At 72.8% G+C, this 20,836-nt stretch carries 14 protein-coding genes; 8 read left to right on the top strand and 6 right to left on the bottom strand.

Annotated elements, in window-relative coordinates:
* Positions 1-9 precede the first annotated feature (9 nt).
* Both narH and JT723_RS20320 read right to left on the bottom strand, forming a co-directional pair.
* Positions 10-1,623 (bottom strand): nitrate reductase subunit beta, encoded by a 1,614-nt coding sequence (gene narH, locus JT723_RS20325; protein ID WP_205046136.1) that lies wholly within the window; start codon positions 1,621-1,623, stop codon positions 10-12.
* Positions 1,623-5,333 (bottom strand): nitrate reductase subunit alpha, encoded by a 3,711-nt coding sequence (locus JT723_RS20320; protein WP_205046135.1) that lies wholly within the window; start codon positions 5,331-5,333, stop codon positions 1,623-1,625. The genes narH and JT723_RS20320 overlap by 1 nt, the downstream gene beginning before the upstream one ends.
* A 142-nt stretch (positions 5,334-5,475) precedes the next feature.
* On the opposite strand from JT723_RS20320, the gene JT723_RS20315 reads away from it, so the two are divergent.
* Entirely contained in the window at positions 5,476-6,489 is a 1,014-nt protein-coding gene (locus tag JT723_RS20315; protein ID WP_307794052.1) for an SLAC1 family transporter, read from the top strand.
* A 193-nt stretch (positions 6,490-6,682) separates the two neighbouring features.
* Here JT723_RS20315 and JT723_RS20310 read toward each other — a convergent pair whose 3' ends face one another.
* Both JT723_RS20310 and JT723_RS20305 read right to left on the bottom strand, forming a co-directional pair.
* Complete coding sequence (locus JT723_RS20310) at positions 6,683-7,180, bottom strand: hypothetical protein (protein ID WP_205046134.1); 498 nt, start codon at positions 7,178-7,180, stop codon at positions 6,683-6,685.
* Between the two features lie 107 nt (positions 7,181-7,287).
* On the bottom strand, positions 7,288-7,731 hold the full coding sequence (locus JT723_RS20305; RefSeq protein ID WP_205046133.1) for a CU044_2847 family protein: 444 nt from the start codon (positions 7,729-7,731) through the stop codon (positions 7,288-7,290).
* A 153-nt stretch (positions 7,732-7,884) separates the two neighbouring features.
* Between JT723_RS20305 and JT723_RS20300 the strand changes: the two genes are divergently transcribed.
* From JT723_RS20300 to JT723_RS20275, 6 genes are all read left to right on the top strand, one after another.
* Positions 7,885-8,817, top strand: coding sequence for an NAD-dependent epimerase/dehydratase family protein (locus JT723_RS20300; protein ID WP_205046132.1), 933 nt, complete (start codon positions 7,885-7,887; stop codon positions 8,815-8,817).
* On the top strand, positions 8,814-9,755 hold the full coding sequence (locus tag JT723_RS20295; RefSeq protein ID WP_205046131.1) for an RNA polymerase sigma-70 factor: 942 nt from the start codon (positions 8,814-8,816) through the stop codon (positions 9,753-9,755). Before JT723_RS20300 ends, JT723_RS20295 begins: the two co-directional genes overlap by 4 nt.
* 178 nt (positions 9,756-9,933) lie before the next feature.
* Positions 9,934-10,446, top strand: coding sequence for a peptide-methionine (S)-S-oxide reductase MsrA (gene msrA / locus JT723_RS20290; protein ID WP_205046130.1), 513 nt, complete (start codon positions 9,934-9,936; stop codon positions 10,444-10,446).
* 78 nt (positions 10,447-10,524) lie between these two features.
* Positions 10,525-11,445 (top strand): hypothetical protein, encoded by a 921-nt coding sequence (locus tag JT723_RS20285; protein WP_205046129.1) that lies wholly within the window; start codon positions 10,525-10,527, stop codon positions 11,443-11,445.
* Positions 11,442-12,221 (top strand): hypothetical protein, encoded by a 780-nt coding sequence (locus tag JT723_RS20280; RefSeq protein WP_205046128.1) that lies wholly within the window; start codon positions 11,442-11,444, stop codon positions 12,219-12,221. Before JT723_RS20285 ends, JT723_RS20280 begins: the two co-directional genes overlap by 4 nt.
* Positions 12,222-12,274: 53 nt before the next feature.
* A complete protein-coding gene (locus tag JT723_RS20275; RefSeq protein ID WP_205046127.1) occupies positions 12,275-13,042 on the top strand; it encodes an alpha/beta fold hydrolase in 768 nt (255 codons plus the stop codon).
* A gap of 41 nt (positions 13,043-13,083) precedes the next feature.
* Here JT723_RS20275 and JT723_RS20270 read toward each other — a convergent pair whose 3' ends face one another.
* Together JT723_RS20270 and JT723_RS20265 are read right to left on the bottom strand one after the other, a co-directional pair.
* A complete protein-coding gene (locus JT723_RS20270; protein WP_240165899.1) occupies positions 13,084-14,274 on the bottom strand; it encodes a sigma-70 family RNA polymerase sigma factor in 1,191 nt (396 codons plus the stop codon).
* A complete protein-coding gene (locus tag JT723_RS20265) occupies positions 14,271-16,292 on the bottom strand; it encodes an NPCBM/NEW2 domain-containing protein (protein ID WP_240165898.1) in 2,022 nt (673 codons plus the stop codon). The genes JT723_RS20270 and JT723_RS20265 overlap by 4 nt, the downstream gene beginning before the upstream one ends.
* 395 nt (positions 16,293-16,687) lie before the next feature.
* Here JT723_RS20265 and JT723_RS20260 point away from each other — a divergent pair, with 395 nt between their 5' ends.
* On the top strand, positions 16,688-20,773 hold the full coding sequence (locus tag JT723_RS20260) for a beta-galactosidase (protein WP_240165927.1): 4,086 nt from the start codon (positions 16,688-16,690) through the stop codon (positions 20,771-20,773).
* Positions 20,774-20,836: the final 63 nt, after the last annotated feature.

Below are 20,836 nucleotides of genomic sequence, written 5' to 3'. Positions count from 1 at the left end.
CGCGGGCGCTCACCGATCGGGCTCCTCGTCGCGGGTCTGCCGTCTGCGCAGGGCGTGGAAGGTCTCCAGCGCCACCAGCGGCAGCCGCCGGTGCCCGGAGTCCTCGCCGAAGGGTCCCGCGCCGCCCATGCCGGGGCCGCCGTCGTGGTCGAGCGAGCAGTCCTCGGGCAGCGCGGACTCCTCAAGGCGGCGGGCGTCGCCGACGGCCGCGGTCGGGATGACGTACCGCTCGTCGTACTTGGCGACGGCCAGCAGCCGGTACATCTCCTCGATCTCGGTGCCGCTCATGCCGACCGCCGCCGCCGCGTCCGAGGGCGAACCCGGCGGGCTCTCCCCGAGGTTGACCGCCCGCATGTGGGCGCGCATCGCGGCCAGCCGGTCCAGCGCGGCCCGCACAGGAGCGGGGTCGCCCGCGGTGAACAGCTCGGCCAGGTACTCGACCGGGATGCGCAGGCTGTCGATGGCGCCGAAGAGGTTGCCCGCGTCCTCGCCGTCGAACCCGGTCTCGGTCAGCGCCTCGACGACCGGGGACAGCGGCGGGATGTACCAGACCATCGGCATGGTGCGGAATTCCGGGTGCAGCGGCAGCGCCACCCGGTAGCGGCTGATCAGCGCGTGCACGGGGGAGCGGCGGGCGGCCTCGATCCAGTCGTGGGCGATGCCGTCGCGCTCGGCGGCCCGCCGCACCCCGGGGTCCGCGGGGTCGAGGAAGACGCCCAGCTGCGCGGCGTAGAGGTCCCGGTCCTCCGGTACGGACGCGGCGGCGGTGACGGCGTCGGCGTCGTAGAGCACCACGCCGAGGTAGCGGAGCCGGCCCACGCACGTCTCGGAGCACACCGTCGGCAGCCCGACCTCGATCCGCGGGTAGCAGAAGGTGCACTTCTCCGCCTTGCCGGTGCGGTGGTTGAAGTAGATCTTCTTGTACGGGCACCCGGTGACGCACTGCCGCCAGCCCCTGCAGTGGTCCTGGTCGACCAGGACGATGCCGTCCTCCTCGCGCTTGTAGATCGCCCCCGAGGGGCAGGAGGCCACGCACGACGGGTTCAGGCAGTGCTCGCAGATCCGCGGCAGGTAGAACATGAAGGTCTGCTCGAAGGCCGCCCTGACCTTCTGCGCCGCCTGCTCGCCCTGCGCGCGGGTGCGGGCCAGCAGCGGGTCGGCGTCGCCGTGCTCGACAGAACCGCCCAGGTCGTCGTCCCAGTTGGCGCTCCACTCGATCTTCATGGGCTTGCCGGTGATCAGCGAGTGCGGCTGCGCCACCGGGTAGTCGTCGCCGAGCGGGGCGTTGACCAGGGTGCGGTAGTCGTACGTCCACGGCTCGTAGTAGTCCTTGATGCCGGGCAGCACCGGGTTGGCGAAGATCGCCGCGAGCCGGGCGATCCGGCTGCCGGCCCGCAGGGTGAGCTGGCCGCGGCGGTTGAGCCGCCAGCCGCCGCGCCAGGTGTCCTGGTCCTGCCAGCGCCGCGGGTAGCCCTGTCCCGGGCGGGTCTCCACGTTGTTGAACCACGCGTACTCGATGCCGCTGCGGCTGGTCCAGGTCTGCTTGCAGGTGACGGAACACGTGTGGCAGCCGATGCACTTGTCGAGGTTCATCACCATCGCGACCTGCGCGAGGACCCGCATCAGTACTCCACCTCCTGGCTGCGCCGGCGGATGACGGTGACCTCGTCGCGCTGGTTGCCCGTCGGGCCGAGGTAGTTGAAGGCCCAGCTCAACTGGGCGTAACCGCCGATGAGATGGCTGGGTTTGAGCAGCAGCCGGGTCAGCGAGTTGTGGATGCCGCCGCGCCTGCCCGTGGCCTGCGCCCGGGGGACGGCGATGGTCCGCTCCTGCGCGTGGTGCATGTAGACGGTGCCGGCCGGCATCCGGTGCGAGACGATCGCCCGGGCCACCACGACGCCGTTGCGGTTGACCGCCTCGATCCAGTCGTTGTCGTGCACCCCGATCGCCTCGGCGTCCTGCGGCGCCATCCAGACGACCTGGCCGCCGCGGGACAGCGACAGCATCAGCAGGTTGTCCTGGTATTCGGAGTGGATGGACCACTTGTTGTGCGGGGTCAGGTAGCGCACCGTCACCTCCCGCTGCCCGTCGGGTCCGAGCGCGGGTTCGCCGAACAGCCGGTGCATGTCCAGCGGCGGCCGGTAGACCGGCAGCGCCTCACCGATCTCGTGCATCCAGTCGTGGTCGACGAAGAAGTGCTGCCGCCCGGTGAGGGTGTGCCACGGTCTGAGCTGCTCGGTGTTCTGCGTGAAGGGGCTGTAGCGGCGCCCGCCCGACTCGCTGCCCGACCACTCGGGGGAGGTGATCACCGGCACCGGGGCGGCCTGCGTGTCGGCGTAGGTGACCCGGCGGGACTCGCTGTCCTGGGCCAGGTGCGCCAGCGGCCTGCCGGTTCTCTTCTCCAGGGTGCGGAAACCCTGCACCGCCAGGCGGCCGTTGGTGGTGCCGGACAGGGCGAGCATCGCGTTGGCGGCCTTGGCCGCGGTGTCCAGCAGCGGCCTGCCGTCGGCGACGCCGCCGCCGGAGACCGCGCCGTTGAGGGCGCGGAGCACCTCGACCTCGGTGTCCGGGTGCAGCGTGACGCCCTTGGCGGGCAGGCCCAGGCGCTCCACCAGGGGGCCGAGCGCGGCCATCTTCGCACCGACCGCGGTGTAGTCGCGCTCAACGACGGTCAGCACCGGCATGGTCCTGCCCGGCACCGGCTCGCACTCGCCACGCCGCCAGTCCAGGGCCAGCCCGCCGGGCTGGGCGATCTCGCCGGGGGTGTCGTGCTGCAGCGCGGTCGCCACCAGGTCGCGCCGGGTGCCGAGGTGGCCGGCGGCGAGTTCGCTGAAGCGCGCCGCGATCGCCTGGAAGGCCTCGAAGTCGGTCCTGGCCTGCCAGGGCGGGTCGACGGCGGGGGAGAAGGCGTGCACGTAAGGGTGCATGTCGGTGCTGGACAGGTCGTGCTTCTCGTACCAGGTGGCGGCGGGGAGGGTGATGTCCGACAGCAGCGTCGAGGACGTCATGCGGAAGTCCAGCGACAGCAGCAGGTCCAGCTTCCCCTCGGGCGCCCGCTCGTGCCACACGACGTCCCGCGGGCGTACGCCGGGTTCGGCCTCCTGGGCGCGCAGCGAGGAGTGGGTGCCCAGCAGGTGCCGGGTGAAGTACTCGGCGCCCTTCGCCGACGAGCCGAGCAGGTTGGCCCGCCACAGGGTCAGCACCCGCGGCCAGTTCTGCGGGGCGTCCGGGTCCTCGCAGGCGAACTTCAGCGTGCCCGCGGTGAGTTCGGCGACCGCGGCCGCCACCGGGTCGTCGCCCTCGGCCAGGTCCAGCGGGTTGCGGTCGAAGGTCGGGTACGACGGCATCCAGCCGGCCCTGGTCGCCTGCGCCAGGCAGTCCGCCGCGGTCATCCCGGCGAAGCGCCCCTGCCCCAGGGGCGAGGCGAGGACGTCCGCGGCGAAGCGGTCGTAGCGCCACTGGTCGGTGTGCAGGAACCAGTAGGCGGTACCGATCGCCTGCCGGGGCGGGCGCGACCAGTCGGCGGCGCCGGCCAGCGTCGCCCAGCCGGTCGAGGGGCGGGTCTTCTCCTGCCCGACGTAGTGCGCCCAGCCGCCGCCGTTGCGGCCCTGGCAGCCGGTGAGCTGCAGCAGCACCAGGAAGGCGCGGTAGATCGTCTCGGAGTGGAACCAGTGGTTGGTGCCCGCGCCCATCAGGATCATGCAGCGGCCCCGCGAGCGCTCCGCCGTCCGCGCGAACTCCCGGGCGATACGCGTGCACACCGCCGCCGGCACCGAGGTGTGCGCCTGCTGCCAGCCGGGGGTGCCCGGGGTGTCCGGGTCGCCGTAGGAGGCGGGCCACTGCCCGGGCAGGCCGTCGCGGTCGACGCCGTACTGCGCGAGCAGCAGGTCGTAGACCGTGGTGACCAGGTGCCCGCCTGCCAGCCGCACCGCCGGAACCCCGCGGCGCACCACCCCGCCGCTGCCCTGGCCGTGCGGGCCGCCGTCGGTGTCGAAGCGCGGCAGCAGCACCTCGGCCGGGCCCGCGTCGGCCAGCCCCATCAGGGTCAGCGCCGGGTCGATGCCGCCGAGGTCGAGGTTCCACCGCCCCTGCCCCGACTCCGCCCAGCGGAAGCCGACCGAGCCGCCAGGCACCGCGGGTGCGCCGGCCGCCAGGTCCCACACCGCGGTCTTCCACTCGGCGGCCTCCTGCTGCCCTGCGGCGCCGCCGAGGTCCGCGGCCCGCAGGAACTTGCCGGGCACGTACGCCCCGTCGCGCTCGGCGAGCGTGACCAGGAAGGGCAGATCGGTGAAGCGGCGCACGTAGTCGGTGAAGAAGGGCACCTGCCGCTCGACGAAGAACTCCCTGAGCAGAACGTGGCCCATGCCGATGGCCAGCGCCGCGTCGGTGCCCGGGTGCGGGTGCAGCCACTCGTCGGCGAACTTCGCGTTGTCGGCGTAGTCCGGTGCGACCACCACGACCTTCTGCCCGCGGTAGCGGGCCTCGGCCATCCAGTGGGCGTCGGGGGTGCGGGTGACGGGGACGTTGGAGCCCCACATCACCAGGTAGGCCGCGTCCCACCAGTCGCCGGACTCCGGTACGTCCGTCTGGTCGCCGAACACCTGCGGCGAGGCCACCGGCAGGTCCGCGTACCAGTCGTAGAAGGACAGCATCGGGGCGCCGATCAGCGACATGAAGCGGGCGCCCGCCGCGTGCGAGACCATCGACATCGCCGGGATCGGCGAGAAGCCGGCGATCCGGTCCGGGCCGTGGGCGGCGATGGTGTGCACATGGGCGGCGGCGACGATCTCCACCGCCTCGTCCCAGCCCGCCCGCACCAGGCCGCCCTTGCCGCGGGCCTGCTGGTAGGCGCGGCGGCGCTCCGGGTCGGCCTGGATGTCGGCCCAGGCGAGCACCGGGTCGCCGAGCCGGCCCTTGGCCTCCCGGTACATCTCCAGCAGCAGGCCGCGCACATACGGGTAGCGGACCCGGGTCGGCGAGTAGGTGTACCAGGAGAAGGCGGCGCCGCGGGGGCAGCCGCGCGGCTCGTACTCCGGCTTGTCGGGGCCGACGGTGGGGTAGTCGGTCGCCTGCGTCTCCCAGGTGATGATGCCGTCCTTGACGTACACCTTCCACCGGCACGAGCCGGTGCAGTTCACCCCGTGCGTGGAGTTGACGACCTTGTCGTGGCTCCAGCGGTCCCGGTAGAAGCGGTCGGCCTGCCGGCCGCCCTCGACGTGCTCGCTGTGCAGGTCGGCTGCGGGCTGCCCGCGGCGGAAGTAGCGGCCGGCCCGCAGCAGCACGGCGTCGGGTTCGCCGGGCGGGCGGGCGGTGCCGTCCGTGGTCTCCCGCATATCAGCCTTTCTCCGGACGGATCTGCCGCAATCTCCTCTACGGTGGCCGTCGCGGGCGGTCGCGGGCGGACGACGCGCCGGGTGTCGTTCCTCTGGCTCCCACGCGGTGGCGGGCGGGGCCCGGCCGCGGTGCGATGAAAGGGTGAGCACACTCCGGGGTCGCCCCGCCGCGGGCAGCCCCGCACCGCCCGCCGCGCTGCGGCCCGCCGCCGGGCGCGTGATGGCGGTACTGCGGGCCGCGCCGCCCGGGGCGGGGGCCGCGGTCATGGCCACCGGGATCGTCTCGGTCGGCCTGCACCTGACCGGCCACCCCACGCTCTCCGGCGCCGCCCTGGCGCTGGCCGGGGCCATGTGGGTGGTGCTGGCCGTAGCCTTCGCGGTGCGGTTCGGGCTCGACCGGGCCGGCTGGCAGGCCACCGCCGCCAACCCGCCCGCGCTCACCGCGGTCGCGGCGACCTGCGTACTGGGCACCCGGCTCTCGCTGTTCGGCCGGCAGACCGGCGCCGCCGTCCTGCTGGTGCTGGCCGCCGCCGTCTGGCCGTGGCTGCTGATGTCGGTGCTGCGGCACCTGAGGCGCCCGGCGCCCGGCGCGGCCTTCCTGGTGTGCGTGGCCACCCAGGGGCTCGCGGTGCTCGCCGCCACCCTGGCCCTCGCCGAGCACGACGACTGGCTGGCCTGGGCGGCCCTGGCCGCCTGCGCTCTGGGAGTCCTGCTCTACGGCGAGGCGCTGGTCCGCTTCGACCTGCGCGAGATCGGCAGGGGAGCGGGCGACCAGTGGATCGCCGCGGGAGCGCTGGCCATCTCGGCGCTGGCCGCCTCCAAACTGACCGCGTCCCCGGTGTGGACGGGAGGCGCCCACGATGCCCTGCGTGCCGGCACGCTCGTCCTGCTGGTCCTCGACCTGGCCGGATACGCGGTGCTCGCCGTCTCGGAGTTCGTCAGGCCGCGGCTGCACTACGACCTGCGCCGCTGGTCCACCGTCTTCCCGCTCGGCATGACCGCGGTCGCGTCGCTGTCCACCAGCCAGGCCGCCGCGATCGGCTGGCCGCACGGGCTCGGCACCGTCCTGTTGTGGGTGGCGGTCGCCGGCTGGCTGCTGACGGCGGCGGGTGCCACCCGCGCCACCCTCGCGGCCCGCCGGCAGCCCGGGACCTAGGCCGTGTTTTGGAAGTAGGGCCGTCCGCCCACAGGGCGGGCCCCGCGGCGTCTGGTGCGTGCGATCGCATGGCGGAGGGTCGTCCTCGTAGTGGGCCTACTCGGACGACTCCGACAACGCAGCGAGCGTGCGTGCCAGGCGTCGCGGGGCAGGCGGGACTTCCAAAACACGGCCTAGACCAGGGAGTCGGGGCCTAGACCAGGGAGTACAGCACCGAGCGGCGCTGCTTGTGCCGCCGGATGCGGCCCTTGGCGACCAGCGACTCCAGGGTGTTGCGCACCACCTGCGGGGTCGGGCTGCGGTCCGGGTGCTCGTCCATCAGCTCCTCGCGCAGCTCCTTCGCGTGCCGCGGCTCGTCGTGGCCCTCCAGCAGCCCCGCGAGCAGGTCGCCGAGCAGCGCCTGCGGTGCCTTCGCCCGGTGCCTGTGCTCTTCCGGGGCCGCCGCGGCTTCGGGTTCGCGCGGCGCGGGTACGGTGGCGGTCTCGGCCTGGACGGGGGCGTCGGCAGCGGGGCCGGGATCGGAGCCGTAGCGCTCGGCGAGCGTCAGGATGTCCAGGAGCAGCGCCTCCTCCTGCTTGAGCACCCGGATGCTCTCGGCCAGCTCCTGCTGTCTGCGGCGGTTGTCCTGCAGATCGCTGGCGGCCTGTTCCACGTAACGCGACCGGAGCGAGGCGGCCGGCTGGCTGGTCACCACCGTTGACTCCTTCGTAGGCGAGATCGTGGCCGCATCGTACCCACGCGCCCACCACCCATGCGGTCGGCGTCCTCGCCCGGCGGCGTCCGCGGGAACCTGGGGCGTCAGGAGGCGGGCGTATCCTGCTCGGCGCCCTCGCCGGCTGGCCCGGGCGCCGCCTCGGGACCCCAGGTCGCCGAGACCGTCATGTGCGCCTTCCCCGCGGCGCCCACGATGCCCAGCTTGAGATCCTGCCCGACCTCCACCCCGAACGTCACGTTCACCTCGCGCGGCGGCCGGTCCGACGCGGCGATCGCGTCGTGCACCTCCTGCAGCAGCGGCCCCAGCGGTCGCAGCGCCGTACGCAGCGACTCCACGGCGAAGGCCCGGGCCGCCGCGCTGCCGCGCCCCACAGGAACGGCGTCGCCCATCCCCTCCGGCAGGTCGCCCCGCCCGTCGGGCAGGTCGCCCGGCCCTGCCTGCGTCGGTACGGCGACCGCGCCGCCCGGCCCCAGCTCGAATCGGACCGCGGTCCCGTCGGCGAGCCTCAGCTCTGTGTAGTCCGGCACGCCCCCATCATGCCGAACCGGCCGCCGCCGTACGGGAGTCCCGGGCAGATCCGCCCTGCCGGGCGCCGGCTTCCTGCGGGGAGTGTCACAGACGGCAGGGCTGTCTCGTCTCGCTGTCGAGAGGCAGATCATGGAAGACGGAAGGTGAGCGTCATGCGGGTTTTCGTGGCGGGCGGTACGGGGGTCCTGGGGCGGCGGCTGGTGCCGCAGCTGGTGGCCCGCGGCCATCAGGTGACGGCTACGACGACGAGCGCGGCCAAGCTGGACCTCGCGCGGCGGCTGGGCGCCGAGGGCGTGGTGATGGACGGCCTGGACGCGGACTCGGTCGCCGCCGCGGTGACCGGGGCGCGCCCCGACGCGATCGTGCACCAGATGACCGCGATCTCCATGGCCCACGCGGGAAAGCCGGACATCAAGCACCCGGACCGCTGGTTCGCCATGACCAACCGGCTGCGCACCGAGGGCACCGACAACCTGCTGGCCGCGGCGGCCGAGGCCGGCGTCTCCCACATCGTCGCGCAGGGCTACGCCAGCTGGAACGGCATCCGCGAGGGCGGCTGGGTCAAGACCGAGCAGGACCCGCTCGACCTGCTGCCCGGCACCGCGGCGCAGGTCGGCATGGAGGCGATCCGGCACGCGGAGGACGTGGTGCTCGCGGCCGGCGGCGCCGTCCTGCGCTACGGCGCCTTCTACGGCCCCGGCGCCATCGACGACCAGGTCACGCTGGTGCGCAAGCGGCAGTACCCGCTGGTCGGGAAGGGCGGCGGCTACAGCTCCTGGGTGCACCTGGACGACGCGGCGAGCGCCACCGTGCTGGCCGTGGAGCAGAAGGCCACCGGCGTGTTCAACATCGTCGACGACGAACCGGCGCCGGCCGCCGAGTGGCTGCCGCACCTCGCGCGCTGCGCCGGCGCCAAGCCGCCCATGCGGGTCCCGGTGTGGCTGGCCAGGCTGCTGGCCGGGGAGCAGGCGGTGGTCATGATGACCCAGGGCCGCGGCTTCTCCAACGCCAAGGCCAAGCAGGCGCTGGGCTGGGAGCCCCGCTACCCCTCGTGGCGCCAGGGCTTCGCCGAGGAGCTGGCGTGACGCCTGCCGGGGAGGGCGCACGCACCGCGGAGTTCGAGGATCTGCGCCCGCTGCTGTTCTCCATCGCCTACCGCATCCTCGGCTCGGTCAGCGAGGCCGAGGACGCGGTGCAGGAGACCTGGCTGCGCTACCGCGGCTCCGCCACGTCGCCGGCCTCGCCCAAGGCGTTCCTGTCGGCCGTGGTGACCCGCATCTCCATCGACGTGCTGCGCTCGGCCCGGGTGCGGCGGGAGGAGTACGTCGGGCCGTGGGTGCCCGAGCCGCTTCTCACCGACCCCTACCAGGACCCGGAGCGGTCGGCCGAGCTGGCCGACTCGGTGTCCATGGCCGCGCTGCTGCTGCTGGAGCGGCTCAGCCCGCTGGAGCGCGCCGTCTTCGTGCTCCGCGAGGTGTTCGGCTTCGGCTTCCCCGACGTCGCGGCGGCCGTCGGGCGCTCACCCGCCGCCTGCCGGCAGCTCGCGGTGCGCGCCCGCCGCCACATGGACGCGGGCCGGCCGCGCTTCGAGGCCGACCGCAGGGAGCGCCAGGAGCTGGCGGCGCGCTTCTTCCACGCCTTCCGCGAGGGCGACGTGGACGGGCTGCGGGAGCTGCTGGCCGCCGACGTCCACATGGTCGGCGACGCGGGCGGCAAGGCGCCGCAGGTGGCCAGCCGCTTCGACGGCGCGGACACCGTGGCCGGGGTGCTGACGGCGGTCTTCCCGATGTTCGTGCGGATCGGCGCGGTCGTGGAGCAGCACGAGGTCAACGGCCAGCCTGGCGCGATCTTCCGCACAGGCGACGGCAGGGTGCTCAACACCATGGCGCTCGACATCGCGGACGGGCGGATCCAGACGATCCGCACGGTGAACAACCCCGACAAGCTCGGCCACCTCGGCCTGGTGGCGGACAACTGGGAGGTCCTGGCGGAGGCGAACGGCGGGCGCCTCCCGCAGCCCTGACCCGCAGGTCCCCGGCGGGGGCCGCCACCGCCCTGACCGGCGGCTCCCGGGCAGAACGCGGAATCGTGGCGGCCCCCCGAGCGTTGGGTAGAGCAGAGCCGGTGGGCAGGCGGCGGCGCCACGGCCGCGCCCCCACCCCGGCGGCTGTCCATGACGTTTGACTGCGGAGAGGAACGAGATGGCCACGCAGATGCAGAAGGCGGTACTGGCGGGCGGCTGCTTCTGGGGGATGCAGGACCTGCTGCGCCGGCTGCCCGGAGTGACCGCCACCAGGGTCGGCTACACGGGCGGTGACGTGCCCAACGCCACCTACCGCAACCACGGCACCCACGCCGAGGCGATCGAGATCACCTTCGACCCTGACAGGACCGACTACCGGGCGATCCTGGAGACCTTCTTCCAGATCCACGACCCGAGCACCAAGAACCGCCAGGGCAACGACATCGGCCTGAGCTACCGGTCGGCGATCTACTACGTGGACGACGAGCAGAAGCGCATCGCCGAGGACACCATCGCCGACGTGGACGCCTCGGGCCTGTGGCCCGGCAAGGTGGTCACCGAGGTCGAGCCCGAGGGCCCCTTCTGGGAGGCGGAGCCCGAGCACCAGGACTACCTGGAGCGCTACCCCGACGGCTACACCTGCCACTTCCCGCGGCCCGGCTGGCGGCTGCCGGCCCGCACCCAGGGCTGACCACCGCGCCGACCCCGCCCGCGGCGGCCCCCCGGCGGAGCCGCTGCGGGACCGCGCCACCCGTGTTGTACTGGCCAGATGGACCGCAAGCACCCACTGGCGTCCGCCAAGCGGGCCGCACGCGCCGGGTGGCCGGGCGGGTCGTCGTCCGACGCCGCCGACGCCCGGGCGGAGCAGGTGCGCAACCGGGTCCGGCTGACGATCGAGATCACCGCGCGGGCGGGGGAGTACCGCAGGGGCCTGATCGCCGCCGTCGCACGGCTCAGTGCCGAGGAGGCGGAGATCCTCGCTGGCCTGGAGGAGCACGGTCTCCAGGTCCCGCAGCTGCACGACGTGCTGTGCGGCGGGCATGTGCTGGTGGACGACCCGAACCTGTACGAGAGGTGGCGGGCGGCCAAGGGCAGCCACCCGCGGCTGTCCAGCCATCACCGCGACATCGACAAGACCCGCTACCCCGACATCGGCATGCGCGGGCACGTGGTGCGCGAGAAGTTGCACGGGCGTACCGCGACCGGCACCTGGGTGCAGCTGGAGAAGACCCCGGCGGCCTTCGGCGGCAGCAAGATGCCCAGCATCGACGACCTGCGGCACCTGATGGACTACGTCGTCTACCGCTTCACCGGCAGCAACGTCGGACCGTGGGGCCTGTCCCGGATGACGGAGCGGCGCCCCATGTACCTCTCGCCCATCGTGGCGGTGCCCACGTCCCTGACACCGCCGGTGGCGAGGTCGCTGACCAAGGCGCTGCGCAGGATCGAGGAGTCCGACGACGTCACCGCCGTCTCCCAGCAGCTCGCCGCCCGCTTCCCGCCGCCCGACCGGCAGGACCTGGCAGGCGAGCTGGGCCAGGCGCTGTCCGACCGGGGCGGGCGCGGGCTGTTCGGCAACTCCGAGGTGTGGATCACCCAGACACCGTCCCGCACCGCCGCCGCCGTCCTGCGCGCGAGCAGCGACCGGGCGTCCGCGGCGACCGTATGGCCGACGGGAGGCCCGCGATGAGCGACGAGAGCCGCGACGACGGATACCGGCCCGGCACCCCCGAGCAGCCGCCCGGCCCAGGACCTGGCGAGGCGGCCGTCCCCTCGGGGCTGGTCACCGCCGTGGTCAACCTGGTGCACACCGGCCCGGTCATGCTCGGCGCCTACACCATCGCCGAGCTGACCGCGGTCGACGCGATCGTGGACTTCCTGGAGGCCAGGCCCTCGGAGGACGAGCTGACCGAGGCCGTCAGGTCGCTGGCGGCCCGAGAACTGCTGCTGGCCGGCGACACCGGCGAGCAGGTCCAGGTGCGCGGCGACCTGGGCATCGCGGTGGCCTTCCAGCAGCGGGCCAGGATGGTGCTCGACGCCCGCATCACCGGTTCGCGGCCGGGCGAGCCGTGGCGCATCCTGCTGCTGCCGCAGCCCGAGCGGATCTGCCTGATGGTCCGCATCGACGCGCTCGGCGTCCACCAGATCGGCCTGTACGTCCTCGACCAGGCCCTGCGCATCGTCACCGACTGGCTGCCCAAGGGCGGGGAGGCCGACCGCGACAAGGCGGTGGACACCGACGAGCTGCTGGCTGCGGCCGAGCGCTCGGCACTGGTCACCGTCACCCACTACACCGCCGAGGGCTCCGCCGAGATCGCGGGGGAGAGCACCGACCTGGTCCTGGCCCGCCACGACGGGCGCCTGCACGCCCTCTCCCGCGACCCGGCCGCCCCCGATCACCTGATCCCGACCCGCCTCGACGGCAAGGAAGCCGTCCGCGACCGGCTGGCGGAGCTGCTGTCGTAGGCCGTGGGCTAAATGCGATGCCCCAGGTCAGGGGTTCGGCTAGCGTCCGGCAGATGACTCTTGGCTACGACATCGCAGGGACCGGTCCCACGCTGCTCCTGCTGCACTCCTCGGTGTGCGACCGGCGGATGTGGGACCCGCAGTGGGAGCCGCTGGCCGCCGCGGGCTTCCGGGTGGTCCGCTGCGACTTCCGCGGCTTCGGCGACTCCCCGGTGGGCGAGCGCCCCTACAGCGACGCCGGCGACGTCCTGGACCTGCTGGACCACCTCGGCGTGCAGCGGACGGCGGTGGTCGGGGCCTCCTACGGCGGCCGGATCGCGCTGCAGGCGGCCGCGCACCGGCCGGAGCGGTTCACGGACCTGCTGCTGCTCTGCCCGGGGATGCCGGGCCATGTGCCAGGGCCGGACCTGCAGTCCTTCGGTGCCCGTGAGGACGCGCTGCTGGCGGCCGGCGACATCGACGCGGCGGTCGAGCTGAACGTCGGCATGTGGTTCGGCCCCGAGGCCGGCGAGCAGGCCGTGGCGCAGCTCCGCATGATGCAGCGGCTGGCCTTCGAGGTGCAGGCCGCGGCGGCCGTGGACTTCTGCGAGGCGGGTCCCGACGTGGACCTCGCCCATGTCACGGCACGCTGCCTGGCCGTCTCCGGGGCGCACGACGTGGCGGACTTCCGGGCGATCCCGGCACGGCTCCCCGAGCGCATCGCCGGCGCCCGGCACCTGGAGCTGCCCTGGGCGGGCCACCTGCCGAGCCTGGAGCGGCCCGGCGAGGTGACCCGCCTGATCACCGACTTCCTGCGTGCGGAGGCCCAGGAGGGTTCCTAGGGACTGTCCGGCCTGCGGGCAGCCGCGCCCGCCGCCTGCCGTCAGCGGGCCGGCAGTGAGCGCGGCAGGCCGAACCACGGCAGGACGCCGGACTCGAAGCGGACCATCGCCGAAATCCGGTCGCCGGACGGCGAGATGACGAGCAGCCCCGTACCGTGGCGGACGCCGTCGGGGGACCGCAGGTAGGCGCCGAAGGCGGGCTGGCCGTTGGCGCGGGTGGGGACCAGGTCGAAGTGCCGGCCGCCGCGGAAGACCTGTCCGCAGAAGCGGGCGACGACGTCGAGGCCCTCGTACTCCAGCGGCATCGGCGGCATCGACATGAAGACGTCGTCGGTCAGCAGCGCGATCAGCGCGTCGAGGTCGGCGGACTCGTAGGCGCTGACGAAGCGGGCGACGAGCGCCTGCTCCTCGGGGGAGCCGGCCGCGGGGGCCGGCGGGTGCCCGTCCGGCTGCGGCATCCGGCGGTTCAGCGCGGCCCGGGCGCGCTTGAGCGCGCTGTTGACCGAGCCGAGCGTCGCGTCGAGCATGCCCGCGACGTCGGCGGCGGGAAAGCCCAGGACGTCGCGCAGCAGCAGGACGGCGACCTGCCGCGGCGGCAGCACCTGCAGGGCGGTCACGAAGGCGAGCGAGACCGACTCGTGCTGCTCGTAGCGCGCTTCGGGGCCGAGTGGTGCGCCGGCTGCGCCCGCCAGCAGGGTGTCGGGGAAGGGTTCGAGCCAGACGACCTCGCCCAGCCGGGTCGGCTCGGGCGGCTGGACGCCGGGGATGTCCCAGGCCTTGGCCGGCCGCCGGGACGCGGAACGCCGGGCGTTCAGGCAGCGGTTGGTGGCGATGCGGTAGAGCCAGGTGCGCAGGCTCGCGCGGCCCTGGTAGCCGCCGAGGCCCTGCCAGGCGGTCAGCAGCGCGTCCTGCAGGGCGTCCTCCGCGTCCTGGAGCGAGCCGAGCATCCGGTAGCAGTGCACGTGCAGCTCCCGCCGGTGCGGCTCGACCAGCTCACGGAAGGCCTCGCCGTCCCCGGTCCGCGCCCGCTCCAGCAGGTCGCCGCCCCGCACACCGGCCGCCGTACCCGCCCGCGCCCCTGCGTTCTCCATGACCGTGCCCCGCCCTTCCGTGTCGCCGACCACGCTGCCACTGCGTAAGGACACCGGCCAGTGGCAGAAGTGGGCGCTCGGCGGGAAGGCGGGGCGGTCGGGAGCGGGCCGCTGCCGTCGGCAGCGGCCCGCGGCGGTCATGAGCAGGTGATCGCGGCGCCCGCCCAGTCGGCGTGGTCGCTGTCGTTGCCGTCGCCGCCGTCGGTGACGACCAGCTGGACGACCTGGGCGCCGGTGATGTCGGCGGTCAGCGGGTGGCCGCCGGTGGTGCTGGTGACGACACCGCTGTCGGCGACCTGCTTCCCGTCGGCCAGCACCAGGAACTCGACCGAGCCCTTGCTGTTCTTCTTCTCGTCGTCGATGCCGACGGTGGCGCTCAGCGAGGTGCAGCCGCCTGCGGTGTAGTAGGCGACGGTGCTCGGGGCGTGCACCCCGAGGCCCTTGGCGTAGACGGTGCCGCCCAGGGTGATCGGGTGGCCGTCACCGGCCGCCGTCTCGCCGTTGCTGGTGTCGCGCTCCACCGGACCCCAGCCGTTCGACGCCGACTCCCACGGCAGGTCGCTGAGGTAGGAGGTGCCGGCCGGCGGCGGGACCGCGACGGCGACCTGGCCGCTGAGCGGGCTGCTGACGGCCGCATGGGCGCCGACGCCGCTGTAGGAGACGGTGCCGGACAAGGCGTAGGTGCCGGTGTCGGTGCCTGCCGGTACGTCGATGTGCCAGGTGGTGGTCAGGGTGTTGCCGCCGGCCAGCGCGACGACGCTGGTCCGGCCCTTGGGGCGGACCGACCAGCCGTTCGGTGCGGTGAGCTTCACCGCGACGTTCAGCGCCGGCAGCGTGCCGAGGTCGGTGACGGTCGCGGTGACGTCGGCGCCCTTGCCGGGCTGGATGTGCAGGGCGGTGCCGCCGACGCCGGCGTCGACCAGTGCCGGGTCGAGCAGCGCGTGGACGTCCTTGCCGACGCGCAGCAGGACGGTGCCGTGGGCGGGCACGGTCGCGGCGAGGCTGCCGGCCGACTGGTAGTCGCGGTGCTGCCACAGGTCGCGCACCCGGTAGCCGGCGCCCGACGCGGGCAGGCCGACCGCCTCGGCGGTCGTGGCGATGTGCTGCGGCTGGTCGGACTCGTTGTAGAGGGCGACCGCGCGGTCGCCGTTGGCGAGCTGCTTGACGACGACCTGGGCGCCGCCGGCCGAGGACAGCACGGTGGCCTGCTTGCCCAGCGGGTCCTGGTCCAGGGCGATGACGTCCTTGTTGAGCAGGATGTCCATCGTCGCCTGGGTGGCCTTGCGCAGGTCGGTGCCGATCAGCAGCGGCGCGTTCATCATCGACCACAGCGAGAAGTGCGTGCGGTACTCGGTGTCGGTCATGCCGCCGTTGCCGACCTCCAGCATGTCCGGGTCGTTCCAGGCGCCGGGCTTGGCGTAGGCGGCTAGCGGCAGGTTGGCGTCGGTGATCGACTTCAGGCTGCCCCAGTTGTCGCTGATGTCGCCGGTGGTGCGCCACAGGTTGCCGATGTCGCCCGCCCACTCCCAGGGCTGCTGCTGGCCCCACTCGCACAGCGAGTAGACGATCGGGCGGCCGGTCGCCTTGAGCGCGTCGCCCATCGCGGTGTAGCGGCGCAGGAAGTCGGCGCGGGTGCCGTCGCTCTTGTTGTTGCAGTTGTCGTACTTGAGGTAGTCCACGCCCCAGTCGGCGAAGCTCTGGGCGTCGGTGGCCTCGTGGTCGAGGCTGCCGGGGTAGCCGGCGCAGGTCGCGGTGCCGGCGTCCTCGTAGATGCCGAGCTTGAGGCCCTTGCTGTGGACGTAGTCCGCGGTGCCCTTGATGCCGTCGGGGAACTTCACCGGGTCGGGGACCAGCCGCCCCTGGGCGTCGCGGGTGTGCGTCATCCAGCAGTCGTCGATGTTGACGTAGGTGTAGCCGGCCGCCTTCAGCCCCGAGCTGACGAAGTAGTCGGCGGTGTCCTTGATCAGCTGCTCGCTGACGTTGCAGCCGAAGGCGTTCCAGTCGTTGAAGCCCATCGGCGGGGTGATGGCCAGGCCGTTGTCCACCGCCGCGGCCTGGGACGCGGTGGCGACACCTGCGCCGACGGCGGCCAGGCCGAGGGCACCGGTCCAGAGGGTTCCGGCGGTGACGCAGGCGATGATTCTTCGGGGGATCGGCATGCGGGGTCCCATCGTTCGTTCCGGGGGGATCGGACGTTTCGGGGGCGCGGCCCGGGGTGGTGCGGCTCAAAGCGGAGGACGGGCCGGCCGGGGTCGGAACAGAATCCGACGCAACTCAACAGTTGGCCACATCTCAGCCCCAACGCGCCCACCTGTCAAGGGATCTCGCACGGACGAAAGTCGATGCGGACGACCTTCGTCCGCACTATTGTGCACTCGTTCGAACGCTCCTATTGTGCGACTTCGATTGAATCTGTTTGGAGTTGGCTCATCGGGCAGTGTGGAGGACGGCAGTGCACAGACATCCGAACGGTTCCGCGGCGGCGAGAACCGGCCGCCGCGCACGATGGTGGGCGGGCCTGGCCGCGGGTACGGCCCTCGCGCTCTCCGCGGGCATGGCGGCGCCCGCGGTCGCGGCGAACGCCGGGCGCAGCGACGCCGCCCCGAGCGCGGCCGCAGCGCCCGCGGCGGCCCACAAGCCGCGGACGGTCACCTTCGACGGCTACTCGTTCATGGTGGACGGCAAGCGCACCTACCTGTGGTCGGGGGAGTTCCACTACTTCCGGCTCCCCAGCCCCGACCTGTGGCTGGACATCTTCCAGAAGATGAAGGCGGCCGGCTTCAACGCCACCTCGCTCTACTTCGACTGGGACTACCACTCCCCGGCGCCGGGGGTCTACGACTTCACCGGCGTGCGCGACGTCGACAAGCTGCTCGACATGGCCGAGCAGGCCGGGCTGTACGTGATCGCCCGCCCGGCCCCGTACATCAACGCCGAGGTCGACAGCGGCGGCCTGCCCGGGTGGCTGACCACCAAGGAGGAGAAGAACCGCACCAACGACCCGAAGTTCCTGAAGTACGCCGACGAGTGGCTCACCCAGATCGACCGGATCCTCGCGCGGCACCAGGTGACCAACGGCACCGGGTCGGTCATCGCCTACCAGGTCGAGAACGAGTACTACAACGGCTCGGCCGACGCCCGCGCGTACATGAAGCACCTGGAGGACAAGGCCACCGCCGACGGCATCACGGTGCCGCTCACCGGCAACAACAACGGCACCTTCAACTCCGGTGACGGCGCCCTGGCCGTGGACGGCCCCGACTCCTATCCGCAGGGCTTCAACTGCTCCAACCCCGCGAAGTGGAACGGCGTCCCCGACATCAGCTACGACCACCCGGCAGGAAAGCCGCTGTACACCCCGGAGTTCCAGGGCGGCGCCTTCGACCCCTGGGGTGGCCCCGGCTACGACAAGTGCGCCGAGCTGATCAACGACCAGTTCGCGAACGTCTTCTACAAGCAGAACATCGCCGTCGGCGCCACCGCCCAGAGCTTCTACATGACCTACGGCGGCACCAACTGGGGCTGGCTGGGCATGCCGGAGAACTACACCTCCTACGACTACGGCGCCGCGATACGGGAGAACCGGCAGCTGGACCCGAAGTACGACGAGGACAAGCTCATCGGCTACTTCACCCAGTCCGTGGCCCCGCTGACCAAGACCGACCAGATCAGGGCCACCCCGCCGGACGACAGCGCGATCGTCGACACCGCCCGGATGAACCCCGACACCAAGACGCAGTTCCACGTCCTGCGGCACGGCAACTCCACCTCCACCGCGGTCGACACCACGCACATCTCGCTGGACCTCAACGCCCAGCCCGTCACCGACACCACGTACACCTGGGACGACACCGACACGGCGCTGCAGTACACCGGCACCTGGTCGCACGTGGCGAACCAGAGCTACACCGGCGGCGACTACAAGAAGACCGAGTCGTTCTCCAACGTCGCCGGCGACTCGGTCACCGTCCCCTTCGACGGCACCGCCGTGCGCTGGATCGGGCCGAAGACCAACAACCACGGCTTCGCCGACGTCTACCTCGACGGCACCAAGGTCGCCACCGTGGACGACTCCGGCAGCGAGAACCAGGCGGTGGTCTTCCAGAAGACCGGCCTGGCAGCGGGCGCGCACACCCTGAAGATCGTCGCGACCGGCACCCACAGCTCCGCGTCCACCGACAACTTCGTGTCCATCGACGCGATCGACGTGCCGACCGGCACCACCGCGCAGCAGCCGACCTACCCGGTCGTACCGCAGCAGCCGGGCACCGCGATCACCCTCGACGGCCGCGACTCGCACATCATCGTCGCGAACTACAAGCTCGGCGACTCCCAGCTGCAGTACTCCACCTCCGAGATCATGACCACCGCTGCCATCGGCGAGCGGGACGTCTCGGTCCTCTACGGGGACAAGGGCAGCGACGGCGAGACCGTACTGCACTACACCTCCCGGCCCACCGTCACCAGCACCGGCGGCCAGGTCGACACGACCTGGGATCCCGCGACGGGCGACCTGCGGCTCAACTACCAGCACAACGGCCTGATCCGGATCTCGGTCAGCGGCGGCGGCTCGCGCCCCGCGCTGCTGCTCGTCGGTGACAACGCCACCGCGGCGACCTTCTGGCAGCAGGACACCGCGACCGGCCCCGTGCTGGTGCGCGGCACCCACCTGCTGCGTACCGCGGTCAGCCAGGACGGCGGGCGTACGGTCGCGCTCACCGGCGACAACGCCGACGACAAGGACATCGAGGTCTTCACCTCGGCCGACCGCGTCAGCTGGAACGGCCGCATCCTCGACACCGCTGCATCGGCCACCGGAAGCCGCACCGGGCAGATCCCCGTCGCCGCACCGGTGACGCTGCCGGCGCTCACGAACTGGAAGCACCAGGAGGAGTCCCCCGAGGCTGCGGCGTCCTTCGACGACTCCGGCTGGCAGGTGGCCGACAAGTCCACCACCAACAGCTCCTCCGGCGTCAACTCGCTGCCCGTGCTCTACGCCGACGACTACGGCTTCCACACCGGCAACACCTGGTACCGCGGCCGTTTCCGCGCCGACGGCGGCGCGACCGGCATCCACCTGGTCTCGGACTCCGGCGGCAAGGCACAGGCGTTCTCCGCCTGGCTCAACGGCACCTTCCTCGGCAGTTCCACCACCGGCAGCGCCGACTTCACCTTCCCCGCCGGTTCCGTGAAGCCCACCGGCGACAACGTGATCTCGGTGCTGACGGTGAACATGGGCCACGAGGAGGACTACAACTCCTCCAACGGCAACAAGACCGCACGCGGCCTGACCAGCGCCTCGCTCCTCGGCGCGCCGCTGACCCCGGTCACCTGGCGGCTGCAGGGCGTACGCGGCGGCGAGGACCTGCTCGACACGGTCCGCGGCCCGCTGGCCAACGGCGGCCTGTACGGCGAGCGCGCCGGCTGGAGCCTGCCCGGCTACCCCGACGCCTCCTGGTCCGACGTCTCGCTGCCGGCCACCGACACCCGCGCCGGCGTCTCCTGGTACCGCACCGGAGTCGACCTCGACCTGCCGCACGGCCAGGACACCTCGCTCGGCCTGACCTTCACCGACGACCCGGCCCGCAAATACCGCGCCACGATCTTCGTGAACGGCTGGCAGGTCGGCAACTACGTGAACTACCTCGGTCCGCAGCACACCTTCCCGGTGCCCAACGGCATCCTGAACCCCAACGGGCACAACACCGTCGCCATCGCCGTGTGGAACCTCGACGGCAGCACCGGCGGGCTCGGCAAGGTCGAGCTGACCGACTACGGCAGCTACGCCTCGTCGCTGCACGTCGGCCAGAACGCCAGCCCGCGCTACGACCACGCCACGTACGCGATGCCGGCCGCCCCCGGTGCGGACGTGAACCTGGACGTGCCCGACACCGTGCAGTCCGGGCAGGCCTTCACGGCCTCGACGACCGTGAGCGTCCCGGCGGACCAGCCGCCGGCCACCGCACTGACGGCCGCGCTCGCCCTGCCGGACGGCTGGACCGCCACCGCCCAGGGGCCGGTCACCGCCGCCCGGGTGCAGCCGGGGAAGTCGGCCACCTTCCACTGGAGCGTGCAGCCGCCCGCAGGGACGCTGCCCGCCGCCTCGGTCCTCGGCAGCACGGTGCACTACGTGCAGCGCGCCAAGGGGGCGAGCGCGGGTGACGAGCGGGTCGTCGGCGCGATCCCGCCGGCCCCCGCGGCCGGCCAGAACGCGGTCAGCGACCTGCCCTTCCTGTCCTCCACCAACGGCTGGGGCCCGGTCGAGCGGGACACCAGCGTCGGCGAGCAGGCGGCCGGCGACGGCCGCCCGATCAGCATCGCAGGCACCGGCTACGCCAAGGGCCTGGGCACCAACTCCGTCAGCGACGTGCAGCTCTACCTCTCGGGCGTCTGCACCCGCTTCACCGCCCACGTCGGCGTGGACGACGAGTCAGGCACCGGCGGCAGCGTCACCTTCTCGGTGATCGCCGACGGCAAGACCCTGACGACGACCCAGACGCTCCGCGGCAAGCAGGCGGCCGTCGCGATCGACGTCGACGTCACCGGCGCCAAGGTCCTCGACCTGGTGGTCGGCGACGCGGGCGACGGCAACGGCAACGACCACGGCGACTGGGGGGCACCGACCCTGACCTGCGGCTGACAGGGCACGTGAGCAAAGGGCCGGCGGGGATGACCCCGCCGGCCCGTCACGTGTGCGCAGTGC

It is taken from the genome of Actinacidiphila bryophytorum, assembly GCF_016916835.1.
GTDB classification, from domain to species: domain Bacteria; phylum Actinomycetota; class Actinomycetes; order Streptomycetales; family Streptomycetaceae; genus Actinacidiphila; species Actinacidiphila bryophytorum.
The sequence above is the reverse complement of the archived record's forward strand: the minus strand, read 5'-3'. Positions and strand labels throughout refer to the sequence as shown.

What these genes read in the sequence shown, in the direction of transcription:
- JT723_RS20285 (WP_205046129.1), top strand. Translation starts at nt 10,525, where the DNA reads ATGGACCGCAAGCACCCACTGGCGTCCGCCAAGCGGGCCGCACGCGCC.
- narH (WP_205046136.1), bottom strand. Translation starts at nt 1,623, where the DNA reads ATGCGGGTCCTCGCGCAGGTCGCGATGGTGATGAACCTCGACAAGTGC.
- JT723_RS20265 (WP_240165898.1), bottom strand. Translation starts at nt 16,292, where the DNA reads ATGCCGATCCCCCGAAGAATCATCGCCTGCGTCACCGCCGGAACCCTC.
- JT723_RS20320 (WP_205046135.1), bottom strand. Translation starts at nt 5,333, where the DNA reads ATGCGGGAGACCACGGACGGCACCGCCCGCCCGCCCGGCGAACCCGAC.
- JT723_RS20300 (WP_205046132.1), top strand. Translation starts at nt 7,885, where the DNA reads ATGCGGGTTTTCGTGGCGGGCGGTACGGGGGTCCTGGGGCGGCGGCTG.
- JT723_RS20260 (WP_240165927.1), top strand. Translation starts at nt 16,688, where the DNA reads ATGGCGGCGCCCGCGGTCGCGGCGAACGCCGGGCGCAGCGACGCCGCC.
- JT723_RS20280 (WP_205046128.1), top strand. Translation starts at nt 11,442, where the DNA reads ATGAGCGACGAGAGCCGCGACGACGGATACCGGCCCGGCACCCCCGAG.
- JT723_RS20275 (WP_205046127.1), top strand. Translation starts at nt 12,275, where the DNA reads ATGACTCTTGGCTACGACATCGCAGGGACCGGTCCCACGCTGCTCCTG.
- msrA (WP_205046130.1), top strand. Translation starts at nt 9,934, where the DNA reads ATGGCCACGCAGATGCAGAAGGCGGTACTGGCGGGCGGCTGCTTCTGG.
- JT723_RS20270 (WP_240165899.1), bottom strand. Translation starts at nt 14,274, where the DNA reads ATGACCGCCGCGGGCCGCTGCCGACGGCAGCGGCCCGCTCCCGACCGC.